Consider the following 19,481-nt stretch of genomic DNA (forward strand, 5'->3'; position numbering starts at 1 on the left):
TGGCCGTGCGGGCGGTCTCACGAGCGCGGAGCGCATCGTTGTAGACGACCCGCGAGCACCCGAACGCCCTGGCCAGCGCGGAACGCTGGGGACCGTTCGGGTACATCCGGAAGGAGTACCTGAGCTGCATGATCAGCACCGTACCATGTTGGTTTATGGCCGACATGCAGCAGATTCGTACAGGCAGGCACTGCACCTTCGCCCTCCATGCCCACTTGGTTTTCGTGACGAAGTTCCGTCACAAGGTCTTCACTGACGCCCACCTCCGCCGGATGGAGGAGATTATGCGGGACGTGGCGAAGGACTTCGAGTGCAAGATCGTGGAGTTCAACGGCGAGAACAACCACGTCCACCTGCTCGTGAACTTCCCTCCGAAGGTCGCCCTGTCCAAGCTGGTCAACTCGCTCAAGGGCGTCAGCTCACGCCGACTCCGCCAGGAATACCCGGAGCTGGTGCGGCACTACTGGCGGGCGCAACGGCTCTGGTCCGGCTCCTCCGACAATCAGCTTCGAAGTCAACCCCCGAAGGACTTACGACGCAGACCACTTAGGCCCGCATCGACCATCTCGAACGGGACGATCCGGGTGAGTTCCCGAGAAGCCCGGGGGCGAACAGGCCCTTGGCTACCGTGATTTCACTCGTGATGACACCCTGATCGGACAGCGGAGCCTCCGGTGCTATGAACGGCTGTCTTGGTCAACTGCCAGTTCTACCGGGGCTCCGCTTCTATCCGGCCCGATCCCGCAGATCCGGTTCTGTAGACACCGACCCATCAACCCATAACTTCACGGCCTTGCCCCAAAGGGAGGGACTCCTGGTGTGGCGCTCTGGCCTTTTGACCCGTCAAAGACTTCAGCTGACTCGCGATACTTGTCCCTCACCGCCCACTCGATACTATGGCACTGCTAGGGATGAACGTATGGAAAACAACACCGTCAAGGCGACCGTCATGTTTTTTAACGCCAGCCCTACAGAAGCTGGGAACATGTCCTGGACTGGATTTTGCGATCCCGATGCAGGAGGGGAAGACGAGGTCTGGGTGCACTTCCCGGAGGGGATTCCTTCGCAAATTGCGAATCTGAATAGCAACTTCAGCATCTATTTGAATGACGATTTGAGTAGCTTTATCGGGGCGGCATGCCATGCTTGCGATTGGGAGAATAGTAACGTAGTGTTCCTACGCTTCTGAACAGGTAGGCAGGCCGCCAGAGTCTATGGGGTCGCACCTCAAAGGGGAAAGGTGAACGCCGTCTACGAATGGACGGCTAAGCTCGGTTCCCTACTCTACGTCCACAAACCCACTGAACCTCTTTCATCCTGTCTCGTGGGAGTGAAAGGGCCTGGTCAGAGCGTGTGGTGACAAGGCAGGGCCCCTCATCGTTGGCGTGGTGATACCACTCATCACACCGGTGACCGGAGGGGCCCTGTCCTGTTGGTTCCGCATTCTGCATGCTCGATGTCCCGTATGAGCTTGTTGAGCATGTCGCCTGGCTGCTCTACGCCCGGCGACAAGAGATCAACTCGCCTTGGCGCCGCCCGGGTTGTTTTTGGCAAGCCCTCCTCACGCTCGCGCATCTACCCAAGAATGAGACGTTCGCGCAGGTGAGGGCGGGTTCGGGGTCACAGGCCACGGCCTGACGGTATATGGACGAGACCCTCGAGGCCCTGGCTTCCTGGGTGCCTGGCCCGCACGAGACCCTCGTCGGGTTGAGCGAGGGCGACTTCGTCATCGTCGACGGGACGCTGATCCCTACCGACCGGAGCGAGACGGACGAGCCGTACCACTCGGTGGCGGCCCCATGACGGTGGTCTGACGGTCTCATGGCGGTCCCCGTGGCTGCCTGTCCACCTAGGTCACCGTGCACCCCGTCCAAGATCGACCAACAAAGTGAGCAGCAAGGTCGCGGCGCAGGGCCGCAAGCGCGCACGTGTGTTGCCTGGTCTCATTCCGCACCGTACGCGTCGGTGGGCGTACGAGGTGTTCGGCCACCGCGGCGACGTCGTCCGGGGCTGCGAAGACCCGGTGCAGCGCGGGGAGCGGCTGGGTCGGGGTCGCGATGGACGGGCTGGCCCCGAGCAGCGCGTAGGACCAGCCGCTGTCTTCCTCCTAGTTGAAGCGGAGGCCGCCCACGCGCCGGTGCCGCTGACGTCCCACCGAGCACGAGGTACATCGTGTCGCCGTGTCGGGGGTAGGTGCGGTCGGTGCGGACGGCGCCGGGAGGGATGCCCCGCCCGATGAGGGCTTCGTCGACGGCCTGGGCATAGGGCCAGTGCGGCAGCCGCTGTGCCGAACCGGCCCCGAGCCCGGGCGGGTTGAGGATCACGGCTCACCTCAGGCCGCAGCACGACCCCTGGCCGGGGCGGCCAGCGCCGCCGTCGCCGGCCTGCTGTCCCCAACTTGCCGCCTGGTCCTGTGCCGGGCGGGTCTGTCATCGGCCGAGTGGCTGGGATCGTACCGGCCGGTCGGCGGCTGCGGCGACCTGGTCGAGGAGGGCTGCGTAGGAGGCGGTCATGCGGGTGCGGCTGAAGCGTTCGCGGCTTGCGGTGAGGGCCGGGGTGAGGGTGTCGCGGGCTGCCGTCGCCGTGGTCCAGGCCCTGGCTATGGCCTGCGGGTCGGGCGGGGTGACGATGCCGCTGCCGCGGACGATCGCCGCGCTGTCGCCGACGTCGGTGGCCACCGGGACCGCGCCGCACATCATGCCCTCGATGAGGCAGAGGGGGGCCGCCTCGCCCCAGGAGGAGGTGAGAGCGACGACATCGGCGGCCGCGTACACCGTCTCCATGTCGCGGCGCACCCCGAGCAGATGCAGACGGGAGGACAGATCGCCGCGGTGATGACCGAACGCGGCCGTGATGTCCGCGTCCAGGCCTGGGTTCGCCGGTGTCATGCCCGCGCCGCACATCAGGACGTGGCTGTCCGGCACCCCGGCGAGCCAGGCCCGGGCCGCCCGCAGGAACAGCGGCACGTTCTTCATGCCGTCGTAGCGGGCCGCGAAGACGACCACCGGGGCGGGCGGGGTGATGCCGAGGCAGGTGCGCAGGGCCAGACGCCCGGCCGCATCGGGGCGGAAACGGGCCAGGTCGACGCCGTTGGGGATGTCGTGCAGGAGAGCTGGGGGTATCCCGGCGTTCTCGTAGGCGGCCCGGGTGGACTCGGCGCAGCACACGCAGGCCACGACCGTGCCGGCGGCGATCGCCGACTTGAGATCCTCCAGGGCGCGGGGCTGGTTGTGCGGGTCGGAGCGGTGCAGACAGACCACGACCGGGCGGCGCGGCAGTCCCGGCTGGGAGAGGAGGGCCAGGGGCTGTTCCTTGAGGGAGAGGACGACGTCCGCGCCGGCCATCGCGCGGGCAGTGTCGGCCAGCTCGCGGCCGGTGAAGGCAGCTGGCCCCATGCCCCCGGTGTCGAACGTGCGGCCGAGTGAGGTGACGCTCACGCCCGCCGCGGTCAGCGTCCGGTAGCAGGTGTCGTCCTCCATCCGCTGGCGGGCGGCCTCCCGGTACACCTCCCTGTGCACGCTCAGCACCTGGTGCTGCTGGCCGCCCTCCCGCAGTCCCAGCACCACATCACTGTGCAGGATCCGGGCCCCTCCGCAGAAGAACCCCTCATAGACCGACAGCACTCGAAGCCCGCGCCCCATACCCACTCCATCACTCGCTTTACGCCCATAGCCATTCGCACCGGAGAAATCCGGATTAGCGGACATGAGGCTATACAGCTGCTTCGCGCAATGAACTGCGTGTTTTGCTCTGCCTCATCGGGCTGACAGCAGTCCCGGGCCCGGCACGGATCCCGGGCAGCGCGTGAGAAGCCGGCAGCCGCACGGACACGCCGGCCCGCGGCGCGGCCTGTACCTGTCGTTTCGCTGGCGGCCGGCCCGCACCGGAGTGGAGAAGGTGCAGGCCGGCCCGGCTGCGTTCCAGGAAAGGAGCCCGGGGCCCTGGAACAGCAGCTGGGAGGTTCCGGCGGGGCGAGTGGGGCCGGCACTGGCAGCCCTGCCGGACCTCGCGACGTGAACGAGCGAGGCGGTCAGGCAGTCACGCCTGTACGCCTGAGTGAGCCGTCGGTTCTGTCACCAGCGGGCGGCGGAGGCGGACTGGGCCATGGCCTGCAGTTCGTCCAGGAGGAGAAGGCGGCAGCCGGCAAGGGCGTCATGAGGCTCACCCAGCGGCCGGCTGTACCAGGTGCCGAGCCGGGCCGACCACAGGCCGTGCCATGCCGCACAGGGCGTCATGGCATCGTGCCAGCGGATGCGGCCGAGCCAGTCCCGTGCGGCACACCTGTCGGCGAGGGGCGGTGCAGTTCCCTCTCGAACACGCCCCCGCCGAGGGCGGCGTCGTAGGCCACCACGGCACGGCCGTGCAGGAACACAGCCAGCCGCGGCAGCAGCCGGGCCGAAGACGGCCGCCTGCGCGACGCGGTGAGGGTGATGCCGTGTACGGCTACAGCCCACGGCTCGATGGCCGCGTGCGGCGCAGAAATTCGTTGAACACGACGCCGCCGGTGCGGTCGGTCACCGCGATCTGCACCGCAGGGAGGTCTGCTGGGTCCGCGCCTGGGGCGGTGCGCCGGGGGACCCGTGCGGTATGGCGAAAGCTTGACTTCCTTAAGATCGCTTTCTCCCACTGTTTCATCCAGTGATGGGTAGTTGATTCGCATTTGCCGGGTCGCGCCAGGAGACGGTGCTCTCGCCGGTGAGGCGGCGGGCCATGAGGTCGGTCATGGCCAGGTGGATCATGGCTTTCGGATCGGGCGGGCAGGGTTTCGTACTATTCCGCGCTTTGAGTTATCCCGAGCTGACACCGACCGTGCAGGTCAGCGGAGTTGCGAGGTGCTGGTGCTCGGCATAACGGGCGCGGTCAGAGGCTGTCGAGGAAGGCGAGGACGGGGTCGGGGGCGGTGTAGCGGCCCGGCTTGCTGTCGGGTGGTGTGGTGCGGGCGAGGGCTCGTTCCTTGAGCGTCATGTCGGCGTGGAGGTAGATCATCGAGGTTTCCTGCGACTCGTGGCCGAGCCAGAGGGCGATCACGGAGGTGTCGGCCCCTGCGTGCAGCAGGGACATCGCCGCGGTGTGCCGAAGGGTGTGGGGCGTGACGTTCTTGGTGCGGAGAGACGCGCAGGCCACGGACGCGGCGGCGGTGTGCTTGGCGACGAGGCGGGCGACGGCATCCGGGCTGAGCCGGCCACCGCGGTGGGTGCAGAACAGCGGGTCGGTGGGGTCTCCGCCGCGTTCGGCGAGCCAGCCGCGCAGGACGGTGACCGTGTGGCGAGTGAGCGGGGTGGCGCGGTCCTTGCGGCCCTTGCCGTGGCAAAGGACGCGCGGGCCGCGTCCCAGGTAGATGTCCTGGAGTTGGACGCCGGTGAGTTCGCAAACGCGCAGACCGGTCTGGACGGCCAGGTGCAAAAGGGTGTGGTCGCGGCGCCCCCACCAGGTGCTGAGGTCGGGTGCGGCCGGCAGGGCCTCGATCTCGTCCCGGGTGAGGTAGCAGACGTCGCGTCGCTCGGTGCGTTTGGAGGGGATGGCCAGCACCTGCTGGATCAGGGCGGAGTACTCAGGGGACCGGAAGGCCGCGTATCGGAACAGCGAGTGGATCGCGGCCGGTCGCGCGTTGCGGGTGGTGGTGCCGTTGCCCCGCGTGTTCTCCAGGTGTGTGAGGAACGCGCCGATCAGGGCGGCGTCGAGGTCGGCGAGGTCGAGGTCGGTGGGCTGTTTGCCGGTCTGCTGGCTCGCATAGCGAAACAGCAGACGGATGGTGTCGCGGTAGGCGACGACGGTGTGGCCGCTTGCCTGGCGCTGGTGGGCGAGCCGGTCGGTGAAGAAGCCCTGGACGAGGGGTGCCGGTGAGCTCATGGGAGATCTCCGAGGAAGGCGTCGAGCCGGCCTGCGGCCAGGGCGAGCAGTTCGGGGGCCGCCTGGAGATACCAGTAGGTCGAGACCGGATCGACATGGCCCAAGTAGGTGGACAGCAGTGGAAGTTGTGCCTGGACGTCCGTGCCGGTGCGGTACCAGTTGAGCATTGTGGCGATGCAGAAGGTGTGCCGCAGGTCGTGGATGCGGGGCTTCCGGCCGCCCGCCGCTGGACGGATGCCGGCAGCGTCGCGGAGCCGGGCGAAGGTCTCGGGGACGTGATGGGCGTCCAGGCGATCCCCGCGGGTGTTGACGAAGAACGCCGGGGTCGACACCACGGGCTGGAGCAGGTCGCGCCGCTGGTCGTGGACGTGCAGCGCCTGCATCGTGCTGGGGTGCACGGGGACCTCGCGGGCCTTGCCGAGTTTCCCCGCCCGGATAGTGAGCACCCCGGCGTCCCAGTCGACGTCGGAGCGGTCGAGTCCGCAGGCTTCACCGACGCGCATGCCAGTGGCGGCCAGCAGACCGATCAGGGTGGCGTAGTTGAGCGCCCGCAGCGGATGGCGGAGCCCGGTGGCGGCCGCCATCAGTGCGACGATCTCGTCCGGGGCGAACAGGTGCGGGGCGATGCGGCGATAGCGCAGGGGCATCAGATCCGGGTGCGGAATCTCGGTGGCCGGGTCGAGGGCCTGCAGATGCCGGGCGAAGATCCGTGCCACGGTGAGTCGCTTGTTCCAGGAAGCCGGGTTCACGCCGGGCGCGGTCCGCGTAGCCCAGGCCACCGCCAGGTCGGTGGTGATGGTGATGGCGCCGACGCCTTCGAGGTAGCTGATGAAGTCCATCAGCATCCTGCCGTGGCCCTCCAGCGTGAACCCCAGGTTCCGCCGCATGGTCAGGTAGTCCCCCGCGTGCTCGCGCAGACTGGTCATGACGCCTCCCCGGGCCAGGGCCGGGCCAATTCCCGCAGCCGTACTCGGTCGACCTTGACGTAGATCGCCGTGGACAACTGGGACCGGTGCCGCAGGACTTGGCCGACTTCGGGCAGGGGTGCTCCGGCGGCCAGCAAGTCACTGGCCACCGTGTGCCGCAGCCGATGGGCGCCCAGCCGCGGCAGGCCGGTCCGCTTGCAGCCACGGGCGACGAGGGCACGGATGCCGCTGGCGGTGACGGACTGGCGAGGGGCACGCCCGGAGAGAAACAGGCGGCTGGTGGAAGAGTCGGAGGGACGGCCGTGCATCAGGTAGTCAGCCAGGGCCTCGCCGACGTCGGCCGGCAGCGGGAGGCGGTCGGTGAGCCCGCCCTTGCCGCGGATGGTCAGTTCACCGGACCGCCAGTCGACATCGTTGATCTCGATCGCGGCGGCCTCGCAGGCACGCAGCCCGAGCCGCGACAGGACGGTCAGGACCGCGAAGTCGCGCCGCCCGGCAGGGGTGCTCCGGTCGCATCCGGACAAAAGCGTGTTCACCTCGTCGGCTGTCAAGCGGCCCGGCAACGTGGCGAGTCTCCGGTTCGCCACCGTGGGCACCGCCCCCGCCAGCGGCCTGCTGATGCGGCCCGTGACGAACAAGAACCGCAGCAGTGACCGCAGACCGGTCACCATCTTCTTGGCATCGGCGGTGCTGCGGCACGCAGCCCCCTCCAGGACGAACCGGGTGACGTGCTCGGCGGTCAGACCGGCCAGGCCCTGCGCCAGCGGCACCGTGGACAAGAACGCCCGTACCGGCGGCAGATAGCGGCGGACCGAAACCTCAACCACCCCACGCTCGTCCCGCAGGTACTGCCGGTACTCGCTCAGCAACACCCCCACCTCGCTGTCGTCGACGGGCACCAGGGCCTCCGGCACTGCCCCGACCGAGCGCAGATGGGCGAGGAGAGGAACGAGAGCACGCGAGCTCGTTCGCTTCCGGTAGTCCCGCCGACGAACGGCGAGGAACTCCGCGATCACCGGCCCTGCCAAGGCTTCCGGCTCCACGCCCCGGGCACCCATCCACCGGCTCAAGTGGGCCGTGAGTTGCATCAGCTCACAGGAAGACTTGGGGGTGTAGCCCTGGTGCAGCACCGCGGCACACAAGCCGACCGCGTACGGAGCCAGCGGCCCCGTCACCACTACTCGCGACGGATCACGCTCATACATGACCGCCCTCCAGACTGGGCTCCCAACCAGTCAGGCAGTCCAAGCCGCAGAACGCGACCCCTGCATTATTCCGACCGCCCCGTACCCGTTCACCGCCTCAGCCTGCGCGGTTCGTGTCAGGTCGGGATAACGCGAAGCGCGGAATAGTACGAATTACTCCGAGCTCGGAGTAACTCGTAGTCGCGGGCCAGTCGGCGGTGCATCATGATCCAGCCGATACTCCGCTCCACTACCCAGCGTTTCGGGATCGGGGTGAATCCCCTGGTCCCGGGAGTGCGGACGGTGATTTCCATGTCGATGCCGAGGGTGGCGGCATGCTCGACGAAGTGTTTGCGGTAGCCGCCATCGACCCAGGCCCTTGCGGATGCCGGGCTGGTCGGCGGCCACCTGGTCGAGCAGTTGGGCGCCGGCCACGGAGTCCTGCACGCCGGCGGCGGTGACCAGCACCGCGAGGAGAGGCCGAGTGTGTCGGTCACGATGCTCCGCTTGCGGCCGTTATCTTGAGCTCGCTCGACTCGCGTGCTGCTGACCTGGCGTGATGTGTGGTGGACGGTGTCCTCAACGTGTTCGTCAGCATGGTCCGATGACGGCGGAAGATTTCTTCCTCGGTGTGTCGCCGCGGCGGTCTGGCAGGTCGGCGGTGCGTCGTTCCCCGAGCGCGAGGGCGAGCGCCTGCCGCAACTCCCGGTTCTCTTCCTCCAGTTGACGGTTGCGCTGGGTGGCTGCTTCGAGACGTCGCAGCAGGGAGGCGTCGGATGCCCGCTGCCGGTCAGGAACGGACCGGGCCCCAGGAACACGGTGGCGGGCCCGGAGGCGTTCGATCTCGGCTCTGAGGTCGGGCTGGTTGTAGAGCCAGGACCGGGAGACGCCCGCTTCGCGGGCGACGGTCTCGAATGTGATCGCGCCGCCGGTGGTGTCCAGCCGCCGCAAGGCGGAGACCGCGCGTCGGCGGGTTGCTGCGGCCCGTCGACGGGCCGCAGTGACGATCAGGTGGGAGTTGTCAGCCGGCATCTGCGGCCCCCTCGTCCTGGCAGTCTCCCAGCTCGCCGATCATGCGGTCGAGGTTGTCGGCGACCTGCTGGTTCATCTCGGCAATACGGGTGTGGCCGCAGCCCTTCGCATTGTCGATCAACGTCAGGGTGCGGGTGTGCTGTTCCCGCAGCTCGGGCAGGAACTCGGGTCCGGTCAGGAAGACCGGGCAGGTCAGGCAGGCATTCGCGTGAGGGCAGGTCTTCTGGACGGGCAGCCCGCAGTAGCCGTTGGGCAGGGTCTGGGTGGCGAGGCCGTAGCGGGTCTTGGCCCATTGGGCCTGCCCGAGCGGCCCGTCGGCGTCGAGCGTGACGCGCTCGCCCTTGATGTTGACCTTCATCGCCGCTTCCCAGCGGCGCCGGACGGTCTGATCGGTGATCCGCGCGTAATGGGCGGTCATCCGGGACGATTCGTGGTCGAGGAGAACGCGTACGACTTCCTGCGGGACGTCGCGGTTGATCAGCCGGCAGGCGAAGGTGTGTCTCCACTGATGGGGCGTCAAACGGACGGGCTGGCCGTGTTCGTCGCGGATGTCGCAGGTCGCCAGCCAGCGGCGGAGCATCTGCCGGTAGCTGCCGTCGGCGATCCGCAGCCGTCCCGACGCGTTCGCGTGCGGTCGCGGGAAGAGGACGCCGGTGCCCTGGGGCCAGCGTTCAAGGACGCGCTGCTGGTGGTCGCGGATGGCCTGTTCGAGTTCTTCGTCGATCGGGACGGCCGCCTCACGTTTCATCTTGGTGTTGAAATACCGCAGGTAGGGGGCTTTTTGGCCGTCGTGGAGGAGGCAGTCGAAATCCAGGCAGATGACGCTGGAGATCCGCAGTCCGCCGCGGATGAGGATGAGCGTGATCAGGCGGCCGGACGGGTTGTCCCAGCGGTCCAGGTTCGCCTCGGACTCGACCTGGGCCATGACGTGCTCGGCCAGCCGCCGGGAGACCGTGGCGGCCGGCTCCGGCGGGATGTCGCCGGGGTAGAACGCGGCGGTGCCCGACAGGGAGTCGTCCCAGCGGTGTTGCCGGATGGCCTGGAAGAACAGGTTCAGGTTGCTGATCCGGCCCTTCTTCAGTCCGTGCCCGCCAGGCACTGAGGCGACGTGGGCGAGGTGCCGTTCCAGGAGCGGACGGTCGATGTCGGCGAGCCGGTCGACGCCGACGTGCACGAGGAAGTCGCCGAAGCAGACCAGCGCGTCCAGGCCGGTGTGGGCCGCGGTGATGCTCAGCCCGCTGGTCAGCCTCAGCCGCAGCCATCGTTTGGCCAGGTCACGCAGCCACGGTTGAGTGATCCGCTCAAGATGGAGGCGAACGCGGGGTCGGGGGACGGTGGCGGTGGCCGGGGTGGTGATGCCCGGCAGCCGCTCCAGCCGCCACACGTCCCGCGGGTATTCGCTCTCCCAGCCCGCGCCGTCGCGCAGGACCTCGACGGCGTCCCGGACCTCGATCAGGAAGAGCCCCGGCTCACGGACGCGGCCCGAGGACGCGTCGTGCCGCCACTGCTCTTCGGTGAGGTCGAGCAGGGAGGACACCCCGAGGGCCCGGGTGAGCCGGACAGCTTGCGCCACGACGCGAGGCGGCGTCGTGCGGCGGTGGGCATCGGACCGGCACTGTAGCCCGTACTGGAATTCCAGCGTCAGCTGACGGGGCAGGTCACGCAGATCTATGTGGGCGGTGCCGGTCAACTCGGCGTCCAGGGCGAACCGTTCGGCATCCGGGCGGCCGGCGTTCGCCCACCGCTCATGGTGGCTGCGGCAGAACAACATCTGCGGGCCCTCCGCCCGCAGGGTGCAGAACGACAGTCGGCACTCGGCCTGGTCGTCACCGGGCTGCACCAGATTCGGCGCATCCCAAAGGTCCAGGCCGGGCCGTCCGGCCCGGACCCACCGGTCGTAGTGCTTGGCGCACAAGCCCTTCCCGGAGTTCCCGTAGCGGCAACCGGTGATCGTGCAGACCGTCAGGGCCTGGCGCCCGCGAACGGGCAGGCCGGGATCCGCGAGGAACTCCTCCATCGCCGGGCGTCCGCGGTGGCGCCAGCGGATCACGTGTCCGTTGCAGAGCCCCCGCATGCTGACGATGCGGTCGCAGTCGGCAACGGCGCAGGCCGGGGCGACGAACACCGGGTCGTCGGGGGCCGGGCGGTAGATCTCGGTGCGGAACTCGGCCCGGACCGTGGCCAGGAGCTTCTCCAGCAGTCCGGCTCGGCCGTGTCCGGCAGGCAGGGCATGAGGTGTCACAGCCGGACCTCCCGTCCGGTGAACCAACCCGCGTCCTCCAGGGTGCGGCGGGCGTCCTCGACGGTCAGGTGACCGTAGGTGTCGATCGTGGTGCTGATCGAGGCATGTCCCAGGAGTTCCTTGACGTTCTCCATGCCCGCCCCGCGACGCAGCAGCCAGGTCGCGTAGGTGTGCCGGTACTGGTGGGGCTCGAACGCGATCCCGGTGGTCTTCCGCAGCCGTCTGACCAGGTCATAGACGGCCGGATAGGCCCAGGGACGGCCGTGCGGTTCGGCGAAGAGGTTCACGAAGACGTAGTCGGAGTCCAGGGCGCCGTATTCGCGGTGCAGGTAGTCGGAGTACAACCGCATCAACTCCGCACTCGCCGGGACGGCCCGCGTGCGGCCGGCCTTAGCGCGGGCACGGTTGTCGTTCTGCCGTGGCACCACCGTCACCTGCTTCTCGGCGATCTCGATGTCGTCATGCCGCATCCCCAGGGCCTCACCGATACGGACCCCCGTGTCCAGCAGCAGGGCGAACAGCAGCCGGTCCCGCAGATGCTTGCAGGCATCCAGAATCTTCTGGGCCTGGACGGCGGTCAGGACACGGGGACGTTTCCGCCCGGACTTGAGCTTGATGGTCCTGGTCCGCTCGGGCCTGCCAGAGGCGATGTGCTGCAGGAACGGCTTGTAGGAGGTGGCCGACGCGCAGTGCCGCCCGGCCGGACGCATCGTCACCAGCAGGCCGGCGACCTCAACACCGCTGCGGGCGTGGAACTCGTAGAACGTACTGACCGCGGCAAGCTTGCGGTTCACGCTGGAGGCCGTGCAGTGGTGCTCGGCCGTCGGCAGCACGGCCACCACCCCGTTCCGGGCCATGGGCGGCAGCCGCAGCCAGGCCACGAACGCGGCCGCCGCCTCCAGATCGATCGTCTTCCAGTCGAGGCTGCGGCCGTTGAGGTAGGTCCACCAGTCCTTGAGGTCGTGGGCGTACGCCTTGATGGTGTTCGGTGACCGCTCGATCGCCGTCAGGTAGGCCAGGAACGACTCGACCGGATCGACCGGCCGCAGATCATCCCCCAGCAGCGTCCACGACTCCGCCGCCGACCCGGGTGCCAGCACCCTCTGTACACGCACTACGCATCCGGCCCTTCCGTGTTGGACGGCGGCAGATAACCGCATCCACGACGGAAGTTGGGGGAACTTCAGAGTGCTTCACACACATGAAGGACACGCTCGTACTGGCTCAAGATAACGGCCCACGATCTTCTTGGCGTTGTCCGTGCCCCTGCCTCGTGGCGGGAACGCTGGTGGAGGTCTTCACGCTCTGCGCGTCGATCACGCAGGCCGACGGCTTCGCGTTCCGCCCCTCCTGTTGTCGCACCAACTCCCGCAGCAGGCCGTTGAGCTGGGTAAAGATGCCGTCGGACTGCCACTTGGCGAAGTAGCCGTAGACCGTGTTCCAGTTCGGGAAGTCATGCGGCAGGTAGCGCCACTGCACCCCGGTGCGGTCCACATACAAAATCGCATTCATGATCTCGCGCAGGTCATGCTCGGGCGGTCGGCCAAACCCCAGGGCCCGGCCGTGGCGCTCATAGCGCCACGCGGACAGCACAGGCTCGACCAACTCCCAGCGGGCATCCGACAGATCACTCGGATACGCACGTCAGTCGGTCATGACCTGGGGATACCGCCGTGCGGGGGCGTGCGCCCAGGCGCGCGTTCGGCCGGTCGAGGCACGGGACGGAACCGGACGTCCTGGAATGAGACAGGCGCAAGCCGACCTCTGCCCCAGACGCCACACTACCTCCTGCCTCAGCATTAATTCTCGGCCCGCTAGCCCCAGCAACACCAGACCGCCAGCCGGACCAATAAGACACCGCTTCACTTGGTGAGTCGTCGGTAGTTGATGAGGCTGGTGGCGATGGCGGTGAACGCGAGGAAGTGCTCGGGCTTGCATTCGTAGCGGCGGTGCAGGCGGCGGCAGCCGGCGAGCCAGGACGCTCGACCACCCAGCGGTGTCGGCCCAGTCTTTGTGAGGTGTCGGTGCCGCGGCGGGCGATGCGGGGTGTGACGTCTCGCTCGCGGAGCCCTTTCCGATTCCCCAACGGACCGCCCCGGCCCTGGCACGTCCTGATGCATCCTCAGACGACCACGCCTCCGACAACTGACAGCACCCTGGACGCATGCCTTGGCGTCCTTCTTGCTGATGCCCATCCCCGCGCAGCGTAACGGCGCCGGTCAGTTCGCGCTGAGGTCGATCTCAACAGGGAATGGCACGGCAGACTTCACCACGCCAGGGAAGATGTCTCCGCCGCGGTAGACCCTGTTCGCAGGATCGAGGATATAGGTGTACACGAGGGGGACTCCGGTAGCGGCTTGTTCAACCCGCCAGTAGAAGGAGATCCCGGCTTTGGCGTACTGGTCCACCTTTACGATTCGGTCGGTGGTCTCCGAGCCCGGTGAGACGACCTCGACGACCAGCAACACATGCTCGGGACGGGTGGGCATGATGTCGATCGTGTCGGCACGGTAGACGATCACGTCTGGACGGCGGTTGGTGAGCGGTACATCCTGCAGACGGACATCGAAGTCTGTATCTGCATTCCACTCCGGGCCGGCGGCGGTGTCGAGAGCATTCGCCAGGATCCGGGCCAGGCGATTGTGCCGCTTGGACGCGCTGGGGCTCACAACGACCATCCCGTCCACGATCTCGATACCCGCGCACTGCTCCTCGGACCAGGAGTTGTACTCTTCCGCAGAAACCTGCGCATGCATCCACGCGGGCGTGACCATCTCGGCGGTCATGGCATACCTCCCCGAGTCTGCTCAAGCTGAAGTGCAGCCTACTGCCTCACACTGGCTTTCAGCTGACCTCGATCTTCATGGTCTCCTCCAGGCGCCCGAGCCGCTGGTTGGCGTCGCGTGAGGCGTTCGCCTCCATCGGTGAGCCGTCCACGGCCACCGCCGAAGGATCGACCAGGCCACGTCGGCCGCACAGCGACAACACCTGCACGAACAGCGAGTTCAAGGCGGCACGGTGGCGTCGTACGAACGGCGCAACGGTGGGAGTGGTCCACTCGGCGGTTCGCGGTTCGGCCCCACCAGCCAAGCTTGCGATGCCTCCCTGATCCTCGGAACCGAACAACGAATCGCTCTTGCCCTTCACCCGGCAGGAGCCGTGCGACAGCCTCCGGCCCGTCCGGCGGCCGCACCGAGACCGTCCCGGCCAGGGCTTGGACGGCTTGTCGGCTCGATGAAACACACACCGGGCCAGGCACCACGACGTCGGTAAGACGGCCAAACGCGCCGAGTCGATCAAGGAACACCAAGCCCGCCCACGCTAAACGCCAAGCTGAGGGTGTTCCGGCGGGCGTCCATATCCGCTGGGTCAGGGGGGCGGGAGGCCATTGGCAGGTGCCTGGGCAGGCGGGGAGGTGTAGGGAACGATGGGCCCGTCACCGGCGTCGGTGGTCATCGGCGGACCCTCCAGGACGAGGCCATTGCCCTTGATGATTCCGATCTGGGCACCGGTGTAGCCCGCGTGTGAGGTGGGACTGTACTCGAGCGGCGTCAGTCCGGGGCCAGGTGAGAATTTCCCCCGCTCCAAGGCTTCGACCAGGGATTCGCGGGTCGGGTGCTTCCCGGCGCGCTGAAGCGCCTGGACGAATGTGTAGGCCGTGGCCACTCCGTACATGACAGAAAAATTCAGCGGCCGGGACCGCAGGTATCGGTCATGAATCTTCTTCGCCAGAGCGACCCAGCCGTTCGAGGTCGCGGTGAGCGGCGTCAAGTAGGTACTGGCGATGATGCCTTGGATCAGCGGGTTTCCCTGACCGCTTGTGCCGGGGGGCGGCAGCAAGCCGGACAGTGTCGGCGGATCGGATCCACCAACGTAGACGACCAGTTTCGCGGCGTTGCCGGTCTTCTGCTGGGCCAGCCGAAGAAGTGCCGTGTACGCGGCCGGCGCGAAGGAGACGATGACGTCGGCCTTGGCTCTGGCGATGGCCTCCATCTGCGGGACGACGTCGTTGTAGCCTGGTTGGTACGACTGCCGGGCCACCACTTGGGAGGCCGGGATCTGCTTGTCCAGGCCGATGACAGCGTCCTCGCCGATGTCGTCTTGGTAGAAGTACGCGACTTTCTTGTCGGGGAAGGACTTGGCGACATAGGCGCCAAGGATCTTGCCCTCACGGATGTAGTCGGTCTGCCAGCCAAAGGTGTAAGGCAGTTTGGTCGGGTTGTTCCAGCAGGGGCATCCGGACGAGGGGAACAGGTCCGGAACTTTCTGAGCGTTGAGGTAGCCAACGACGGCCTGATGGGTGTGAGTGCCGAAGCCGTTGAAGATGGCAAACACCTTGTCCTGCTCAACCAGCCGGCGGACGATCTTGACGGTATTGGAGGGGATGAAGGCGTCGTCCCTGTAGGAATAGATGATCTTACGGCCATGAACGCCGCCATGGTCGTTGACGTAGTCGAAGTACGCCTCTGCTGCGGGTGCACTCCCGCTGTATGCGGCAGCCGGCCCGGTCAGAGGCTGGTGGCTGCCGATGGTGACCGTAGTGTCCGTCACCCCCGGCACGGTGGTGCTGTCTGTGTCGGTGCTGCAGCCCGCTGCTGCGAAGACCAGGGCGGCCAGTGCTGCGATGAAGCGAAAGGCCTTGTTCATGACGAGCGGGCTCCGATCTTCATCAGGGCCATGATCGGCTTCGGCGGTCTGGCGTGTCGTTCCAATGAGCAGTAGTCCAGGGAAGCTGTCACGTTGTGAACCGGGGCGGGAGCTGCCACGTTAGCGGAGGCATGGTCGCCTGAGGATGCATCAGGACGTGCCAGGGCCGGGGTGGTCTGTAATTCAGGCCGTGACCGGGCGGGTCGGTGTTGCCGGTGATCCGGCTCCAGATGGCGAGGCGGATGATCATCTCGAGGCGGTGACGGCCGGCGGTCATAAGGGGGCGTCCGGGCCGGAAGTGGGGTGAGATCCCGGTGAACGTGGACAGGAACCGCTGCGCCCCGCCGGCCGAGCCACCGGCTCCCGTCCCACACGATCAACCTGAAGATCATCCCACTGCGGCACCGACAACGTGGCAGTCCCAGCCCTGGTTTCTGGGGGTTGACACTCGAGGCAAGCACCATCGTGACCAGTTCCAGGACATCGTCGTCGACATCGCATCCTGCAGGATAGGAGAACACGGGACATCTCCGCAGGTGAGGCTTGTTTGCCCTCCGAACCAGCGGGATGCCCCGTTCGACACGCCACCGTCAGCACGCCGCCGGCGCCCCACCCGCCAGCCGTACAAGTGAAAGAGGCTCCTGGTGGCCCCGCACCACCAGGCCGTCATTGACGTCGTCCAGCCCTGGCGCAGGGCTCCAGCTCAACGACCCTGCTCTGGTGGAGTTCTCACGTCGTGGCAAAACGTCACTTCTTGAGATGGAGGCGCTGGACCTTCACATCGTCGACGAGGGGACCACTGGGTGTGGGATGCACCGCATCTCCGGTCGTGCTGGCCAATGTCAGAGTCGTGGCCTTGCCAACGGCTACAAAGGTGACGCGCTGTTCCTCCCACCCCATGTTGGTGGCGCTCTTCCCAGTCGCGTCAACGGCGAAGGTCTGCACCTTCTGATTATTGATGAGCACTTCTCCGGTCTTGACAGTCGGTCCGCGCTGGAAGTTCGCAGCAAGTTTGAATGTCACCGAATACGCGGCTCCCGTCTTTGTGGCGAACCGCTGCGATATTGCCCCTGGCTGAGTCTTGTTAAGGTCGTCTGGGTTGGTTCCGTTCAGATCCACAATTTGATGGGATCCGTCGGGAGCCGGCCATCCGTCGTGGACCAGGTCAACCGTCCTTTGCGTCACTTCCCATGGCCCGATCGAATTTCGACACGGGTTGCTGGGGCTCGCGCAATTGTTGAACTCCAGGTCCGCGTCCACAAAGGTCTCGGAGGCGAGCAGTTGCGGACTCTCGAAGCTGCCGTTTGAAAATGCCTTGGCCTGAGTCCGCCAGTTCCAGATCGAATTATGCGCACCAACGCCGGATGCAGCTGCTGTAGTGGAAGCTGCGCACAGAAGAACGGCCGCGGAAATGATGCCGACACGAATAGGTGATGTCACGCTATACCCTTTCAGACAGGCGACCACGCCGATCGGGCGCGGCTGCACTTCCATCGCCTGGCGAACAAGCCAGTTGGTCTGCCTCCATCCTCGCGTGGGCCCGGTTCCCCCACCCATAACCGCCAGGGCCGGCTTTGGGGCGGCTCAATGTGCGCCATAGGGACTGTCACGTTGTCGGTGCCCGAGTGGGATGTCTTCAGGTTGATCGTGTGGGAGGGGAGCGCCGGTGGCGCAGTCCGGGGTGCGTCGTACAGGAACCACCTGTATCCGGTGGAGATCATCTCGCACTGCGTGTGGCGGCTGTACCCCTCTCAGCTTCCGCGAGGTCGAGGAGCTGACACGGCAGCTGTAGTTCCAGCGTCTGGGCTGGTCAGTGTCTTGTCGGGGGTGCGTGCGGGCATGAGGACGGCCACCGCGATCATGAACGTTTGTGACGACGTATCAAGACACGGTGGCCGCGGAGGCCACGATAGCGGAGCAGACGTGGGGCGAGACATTCGGGAGGGTCATGGCAACCGTCGCGGGCTGTTTCACACGGCGTGAAACGCGGGCGACAGCCGCCGAGTTGGTCGCCGGACTGTTGCTGGAGGTGGACACGCGGAACTGCTGGACGCTCGGGCAGGCGTTGGGACATCCGGGCCCTCACCGGCTGCAGCACCTGTTGTCCCGTGCCCGGTTCGATCACGATCGGGCGGGGAAGGAGATCGTCCGCCTGGTGGCCGGTGAACTCGCCGGGCAGGACGTGGTGTTGGTGGTGGACGAGACGGGCGATGCGAAGTCCTCGACGGAGTGTGTGGGAGCCGGACGGCAGTACTCGGGTGCGATCGGCGGTGTCGGTCTGTGTCAGGTGGCGGTGCATCTGGCGGCGGTCTCCGCGACCACGAAGGTGATCATCGACCGGGCCCTGTATCTCCCGGCGGACTGGGCCGCGGACGAGGAACGCCGCGAGGTCGCCGGGGTGCCGGAGGAGGTCGGGTTCGCGACGAAGCCGCAGCAGGCGCTGTCCATGGTCACCGGCGCACTCGCCACGGGGATCGAGGCACGCTGGTTCGCGGGCGACGAGGTGTACTGCGGGCGTGAACTGCGCCGGGGCATACGCTCACTGGGTCTGGGCTACACGGTCGGCATCGCCGCTACGTACCAGGTCACCGACGGGGGCGGCCGCCGGTGGGAGGCCCGCAAACTGATCAACAAGGTGCGTCCCGAGCAGTGGATGCGCCGGCAGACCGGACACGGCACCAAGGGCACCCGCGAGTACGACTGGGCCTGGCTCGACGTCCGCCCCGACGACACTCCCGACGAGAACGAGAACGAGAACGAGAACGAGAACGAGAACGCGGCCGGGGCGGGGACGAGCGTGCTGGTCGCGCGGCGGCACCGCTACACCGGCGAGGTGTCCTACTTCCGCTGCTGGGCACCCGGCGACGTCGCCCTCGCCACACTGATGGAAGTGATCTCGCGCAGGTGGCGGATCGAGGAAACGTTCCAGCTCACAAAGGGCTTCACCGGGCTCGACCAGGGTCAGGTGACCTGCTGGAACTCCTGGATGCGCTGGTCACTGTTCTCCCTGTTCGCCGCCGTCGTCCTCGCTCTCACGGCCGCAGCCATCCATGAGGGCTCCGAGCGGCAACCCGGACTCGTCCCGCCGACCTGTCCCGAGCTCATCCGTCTCCTGCGGGCCATCGTGCTGCCCCCAGCCGCCCGCGACCGTGATCATGTCCTGCGCTGGATCGCCTGGAGGCGCCGTCACCAAGCCGTCGCAACCGCCTGCCACCAGCAACGACACCGCTGCCACGACCAGCCGTGATCAAGAACTACAGCTGCCGTGGCTGATTCGCGGCGCGTGCGGCCCGGCCCTTGGTGTGGACGAGGCGGCCGGGCTCCTGCGACTTCAGCTACGAGGCTGCCGCGTTCGAGCCGAGTACGTCGGTCACGGCTGGACGGTGCTGTCCTCCAACCGGGGGACGAGGAGGAACGGCCTCCGCGCGCCGTAGGCCAGCCAGCTCGTCCAGTGCCATGGTGCATGAGCCATCCCCGGCGCACCGAGGGCCTGGCTCCCCGCCATCGCGCCAGGCCCTCGTGGTGTGCTCCGCGGTGCACGGAGCAGTGCGGCGAATGAGTGATGTGCCGACTGCCCAGCCGGGCTTGGGTCGTTGAGCG

Annotated in this window: 15 protein-coding genes and 7 pseudogenes; 4 read left to right on the forward strand and 18 right to left on the reverse strand. The window is 67.2% G+C overall.

Annotated features, from left to right (window positions below):
• Position 1: 1 nt before the first annotated feature.
• Positions 2-130, reverse strand: a pseudogene (locus OG331_RS02555) (helix-turn-helix domain-containing protein); the annotation flags it as partial.
• Positions 131-164: 34 nt separating this feature from the next.
• On the opposite strand from OG331_RS02555, the gene tnpA reads away from it, so the two are divergent.
• The 3 genes and pseudogenes from tnpA to OG331_RS02570 all read left to right on the forward strand — a co-directional run.
• Positions 165-632, forward strand: coding sequence for an IS200/IS605 family transposase (gene tnpA / locus OG331_RS02560; protein WP_406209638.1), 468 nt, complete (start codon positions 165-167; stop codon positions 630-632).
• A 287-nt stretch (positions 633-919) separates the two neighbouring features.
• Positions 920-1,189 carry a hypothetical protein gene (locus OG331_RS02565; RefSeq protein WP_406191200.1) on the forward strand — a complete coding sequence of 90 codons (270 nt, stop codon included), beginning with the start codon at positions 920-922 and terminating at the stop codon, positions 1,187-1,189.
• A gap of 196 nt (positions 1,190-1,385) precedes the next feature.
• Positions 1,386-1,788: pseudogene (locus OG331_RS02570) on the forward strand (IS5/IS1182 family transposase); the annotation flags it as partial.
• Positions 1,789-2,429: 641 nt separating this feature from the next.
• Here OG331_RS02570 and OG331_RS02575 read toward each other — a convergent pair.
• The 17 genes and pseudogenes from OG331_RS02575 to OG331_RS02655 all read right to left on the reverse strand — a co-directional run bounded on the left by OG331_RS02575 (position 2,430) and on the right by OG331_RS02655 (position 17,375).
• Positions 2,430-3,623: a glycosyltransferase gene (locus OG331_RS02575; protein WP_406209641.1), complete on the reverse strand. Its 1,194-nt coding sequence runs from the start codon at positions 3,621-3,623 to the stop codon at positions 2,430-2,432.
• A 450-nt stretch (positions 3,624-4,073) separates the two neighbouring features.
• A complete protein-coding gene (locus OG331_RS02580) occupies positions 4,074-4,235 on the reverse strand; it encodes a hypothetical protein (RefSeq protein ID WP_406191202.1) in 162 nt (53 codons plus the stop codon).
• A gap of 396 nt (positions 4,236-4,631) precedes the next feature.
• Positions 4,632-4,770, reverse strand: a pseudogene (locus OG331_RS02585) (IS5/IS1182 family transposase); the annotation flags it as partial.
• 90 nt (positions 4,771-4,860) lie between these two features.
• Entirely contained in the window at positions 4,861-5,850 is a 990-nt protein-coding gene (locus OG331_RS02590) for a tyrosine-type recombinase/integrase (RefSeq protein WP_406191204.1), read from the reverse strand.
• A complete protein-coding gene (locus tag OG331_RS02595; protein WP_406190751.1) occupies positions 5,847-6,776 on the reverse strand; it encodes a tyrosine-type recombinase/integrase in 930 nt (309 codons plus the stop codon). The genes OG331_RS02590 and OG331_RS02595 overlap by 4 nt, the downstream gene beginning before the upstream one ends.
• On the reverse strand, positions 6,773-7,981 hold the full coding sequence (locus OG331_RS02600; RefSeq protein WP_406191206.1) for a site-specific integrase: 1,209 nt from the start codon (positions 7,979-7,981) through the stop codon (positions 6,773-6,775). Before OG331_RS02600 ends, OG331_RS02595 begins: the two co-directional genes overlap by 4 nt.
• 149 nt (positions 7,982-8,130) lie before the next feature.
• Positions 8,131-8,475: pseudogene (locus tag OG331_RS02605) on the reverse strand (transposase); the annotation flags it as partial.
• A gap of 76 nt (positions 8,476-8,551) precedes the next feature.
• A complete protein-coding gene (locus OG331_RS02610) occupies positions 8,552-8,992 on the reverse strand; it encodes a DUF6262 family protein (protein WP_406191208.1) in 441 nt (146 codons plus the stop codon).
• The gene (locus OG331_RS02615) at positions 8,982-11,234 is read right to left on the reverse strand and encodes a tyrosine-type recombinase/integrase (RefSeq protein WP_406190529.1); all 2,253 of its coding nucleotides are present in this window, start codon (positions 11,232-11,234) and stop codon (positions 8,982-8,984) included. Before OG331_RS02615 ends, OG331_RS02610 begins: the two co-directional genes overlap by 11 nt.
• A complete protein-coding gene (locus OG331_RS02620) occupies positions 11,231-12,349 on the reverse strand; it encodes a tyrosine-type recombinase/integrase (protein ID WP_406190526.1) in 1,119 nt (372 codons plus the stop codon). Before OG331_RS02620 ends, OG331_RS02615 begins: the two co-directional genes overlap by 4 nt.
• Before the next feature lie 117 nt (positions 12,350-12,466).
• Positions 12,467-12,860, reverse strand: a pseudogene (locus OG331_RS02625) (transposase); the annotation flags it as partial.
• 236 nt (positions 12,861-13,096) lie between these two features.
• A pseudogene (locus OG331_RS02630) lies at positions 13,097-13,311 on the reverse strand (IS5/IS1182 family transposase); the annotation flags it as partial.
• A gap of 142 nt (positions 13,312-13,453) precedes the next feature.
• Positions 13,454-14,020 (reverse strand): Uma2 family endonuclease, encoded by a 567-nt coding sequence (locus OG331_RS02635; RefSeq protein ID WP_406191210.1) that lies wholly within the window; start codon positions 14,018-14,020, stop codon positions 13,454-13,456.
• 58 nt (positions 14,021-14,078) lie between these two features.
• The gene (locus tag OG331_RS02640) at positions 14,079-14,243 is read right to left on the reverse strand and encodes a hypothetical protein (protein ID WP_406191212.1); all 165 of its coding nucleotides are present in this window, start codon (positions 14,241-14,243) and stop codon (positions 14,079-14,081) included.
• Between the two features lie 360 nt (positions 14,244-14,603).
• The gene (locus OG331_RS02645; protein ID WP_406191214.1) at positions 14,604-15,881 is read right to left on the reverse strand and encodes an ABC transporter substrate-binding protein; all 1,278 of its coding nucleotides are present in this window, start codon (positions 15,879-15,881) and stop codon (positions 14,604-14,606) included.
• A gap of 196 nt (positions 15,882-16,077) precedes the next feature.
• Positions 16,078-16,233: pseudogene (locus OG331_RS02650) on the reverse strand (IS6 family transposase); the annotation flags it as partial.
• Between the two features lie 395 nt (positions 16,234-16,628).
• Positions 16,629-17,375, reverse strand: coding sequence for a DUF642 domain-containing protein (locus OG331_RS02655; protein ID WP_406191216.1), 747 nt, complete (start codon positions 17,373-17,375; stop codon positions 16,629-16,631).
• 454 nt (positions 17,376-17,829) lie between these two features.
• On the opposite strand from OG331_RS02655, the gene OG331_RS02660 reads away from it, so the two are divergent.
• The gene (locus tag OG331_RS02660) at positions 17,830-19,128 is read left to right on the forward strand and encodes an IS701 family transposase (RefSeq protein ID WP_406191218.1); all 1,299 of its coding nucleotides are present in this window, start codon (positions 17,830-17,832) and stop codon (positions 19,126-19,128) included.
• The last annotated feature ends 353 nt before the right edge of the window (positions 19,129-19,481 follow it).

Source organism: Streptomyces sp. NBC_01017 (genome assembly GCF_045162795.1).
Classification (GTDB): domain Bacteria; phylum Actinomycetota; class Actinomycetes; order Streptomycetales; family Streptomycetaceae; genus Streptomyces; species Streptomyces machairae.

Bases quoted from the DNA above. Each gene is read 5' to 3' on its own strand.
- tnpA (WP_406209638.1), top strand. From the start codon at position 165: ATGCAGCAGATTCGTACAGGCAGGCACTGCACCTTCGCCCTCCATGCC.
- OG331_RS02565 (WP_406191200.1), top strand. From the start codon at position 920: ATGGAAAACAACACCGTCAAGGCGACCGTCATGTTTTTTAACGCCAGC.
- OG331_RS02580 (WP_406191202.1), bottom strand. From the start codon at position 4,235: ATGACGCCCTGTGCGGCATGGCACGGCCTGTGGTCGGCCCGGCTCGGC.
- OG331_RS02590 (WP_406191204.1), bottom strand. From the start codon at position 5,850: ATGAGCTCACCGGCACCCCTCGTCCAGGGCTTCTTCACCGACCGGCTC.
- OG331_RS02595 (WP_406190751.1), bottom strand. From the start codon at position 6,776: ATGACCAGTCTGCGCGAGCACGCGGGGGACTACCTGACCATGCGGCGG.
- OG331_RS02600 (WP_406191206.1), bottom strand. From the start codon at position 7,981: ATGTATGAGCGTGATCCGTCGCGAGTAGTGGTGACGGGGCCGCTGGCT.
- OG331_RS02610 (WP_406191208.1), bottom strand. From the start codon at position 8,992: ATGCCGGCTGACAACTCCCACCTGATCGTCACTGCGGCCCGTCGACGG.
- OG331_RS02635 (WP_406191210.1), bottom strand. From the start codon at position 14,020: ATGACCGCCGAGATGGTCACGCCCGCGTGGATGCATGCGCAGGTTTCT.
- OG331_RS02645 (WP_406191214.1), bottom strand. From the start codon at position 15,881: ATGAACAAGGCCTTTCGCTTCATCGCAGCACTGGCCGCCCTGGTCTTC.
- OG331_RS02655 (WP_406191216.1), bottom strand. From the start codon at position 17,375: ATGGAAGTGCAGCCGCGCCCGATCGGCGTGGTCGCCTGTCTGAAAGGG.
- OG331_RS02660 (WP_406191218.1), top strand. From the start codon at position 17,830: ATGGCAACCGTCGCGGGCTGTTTCACACGGCGTGAAACGCGGGCGACA.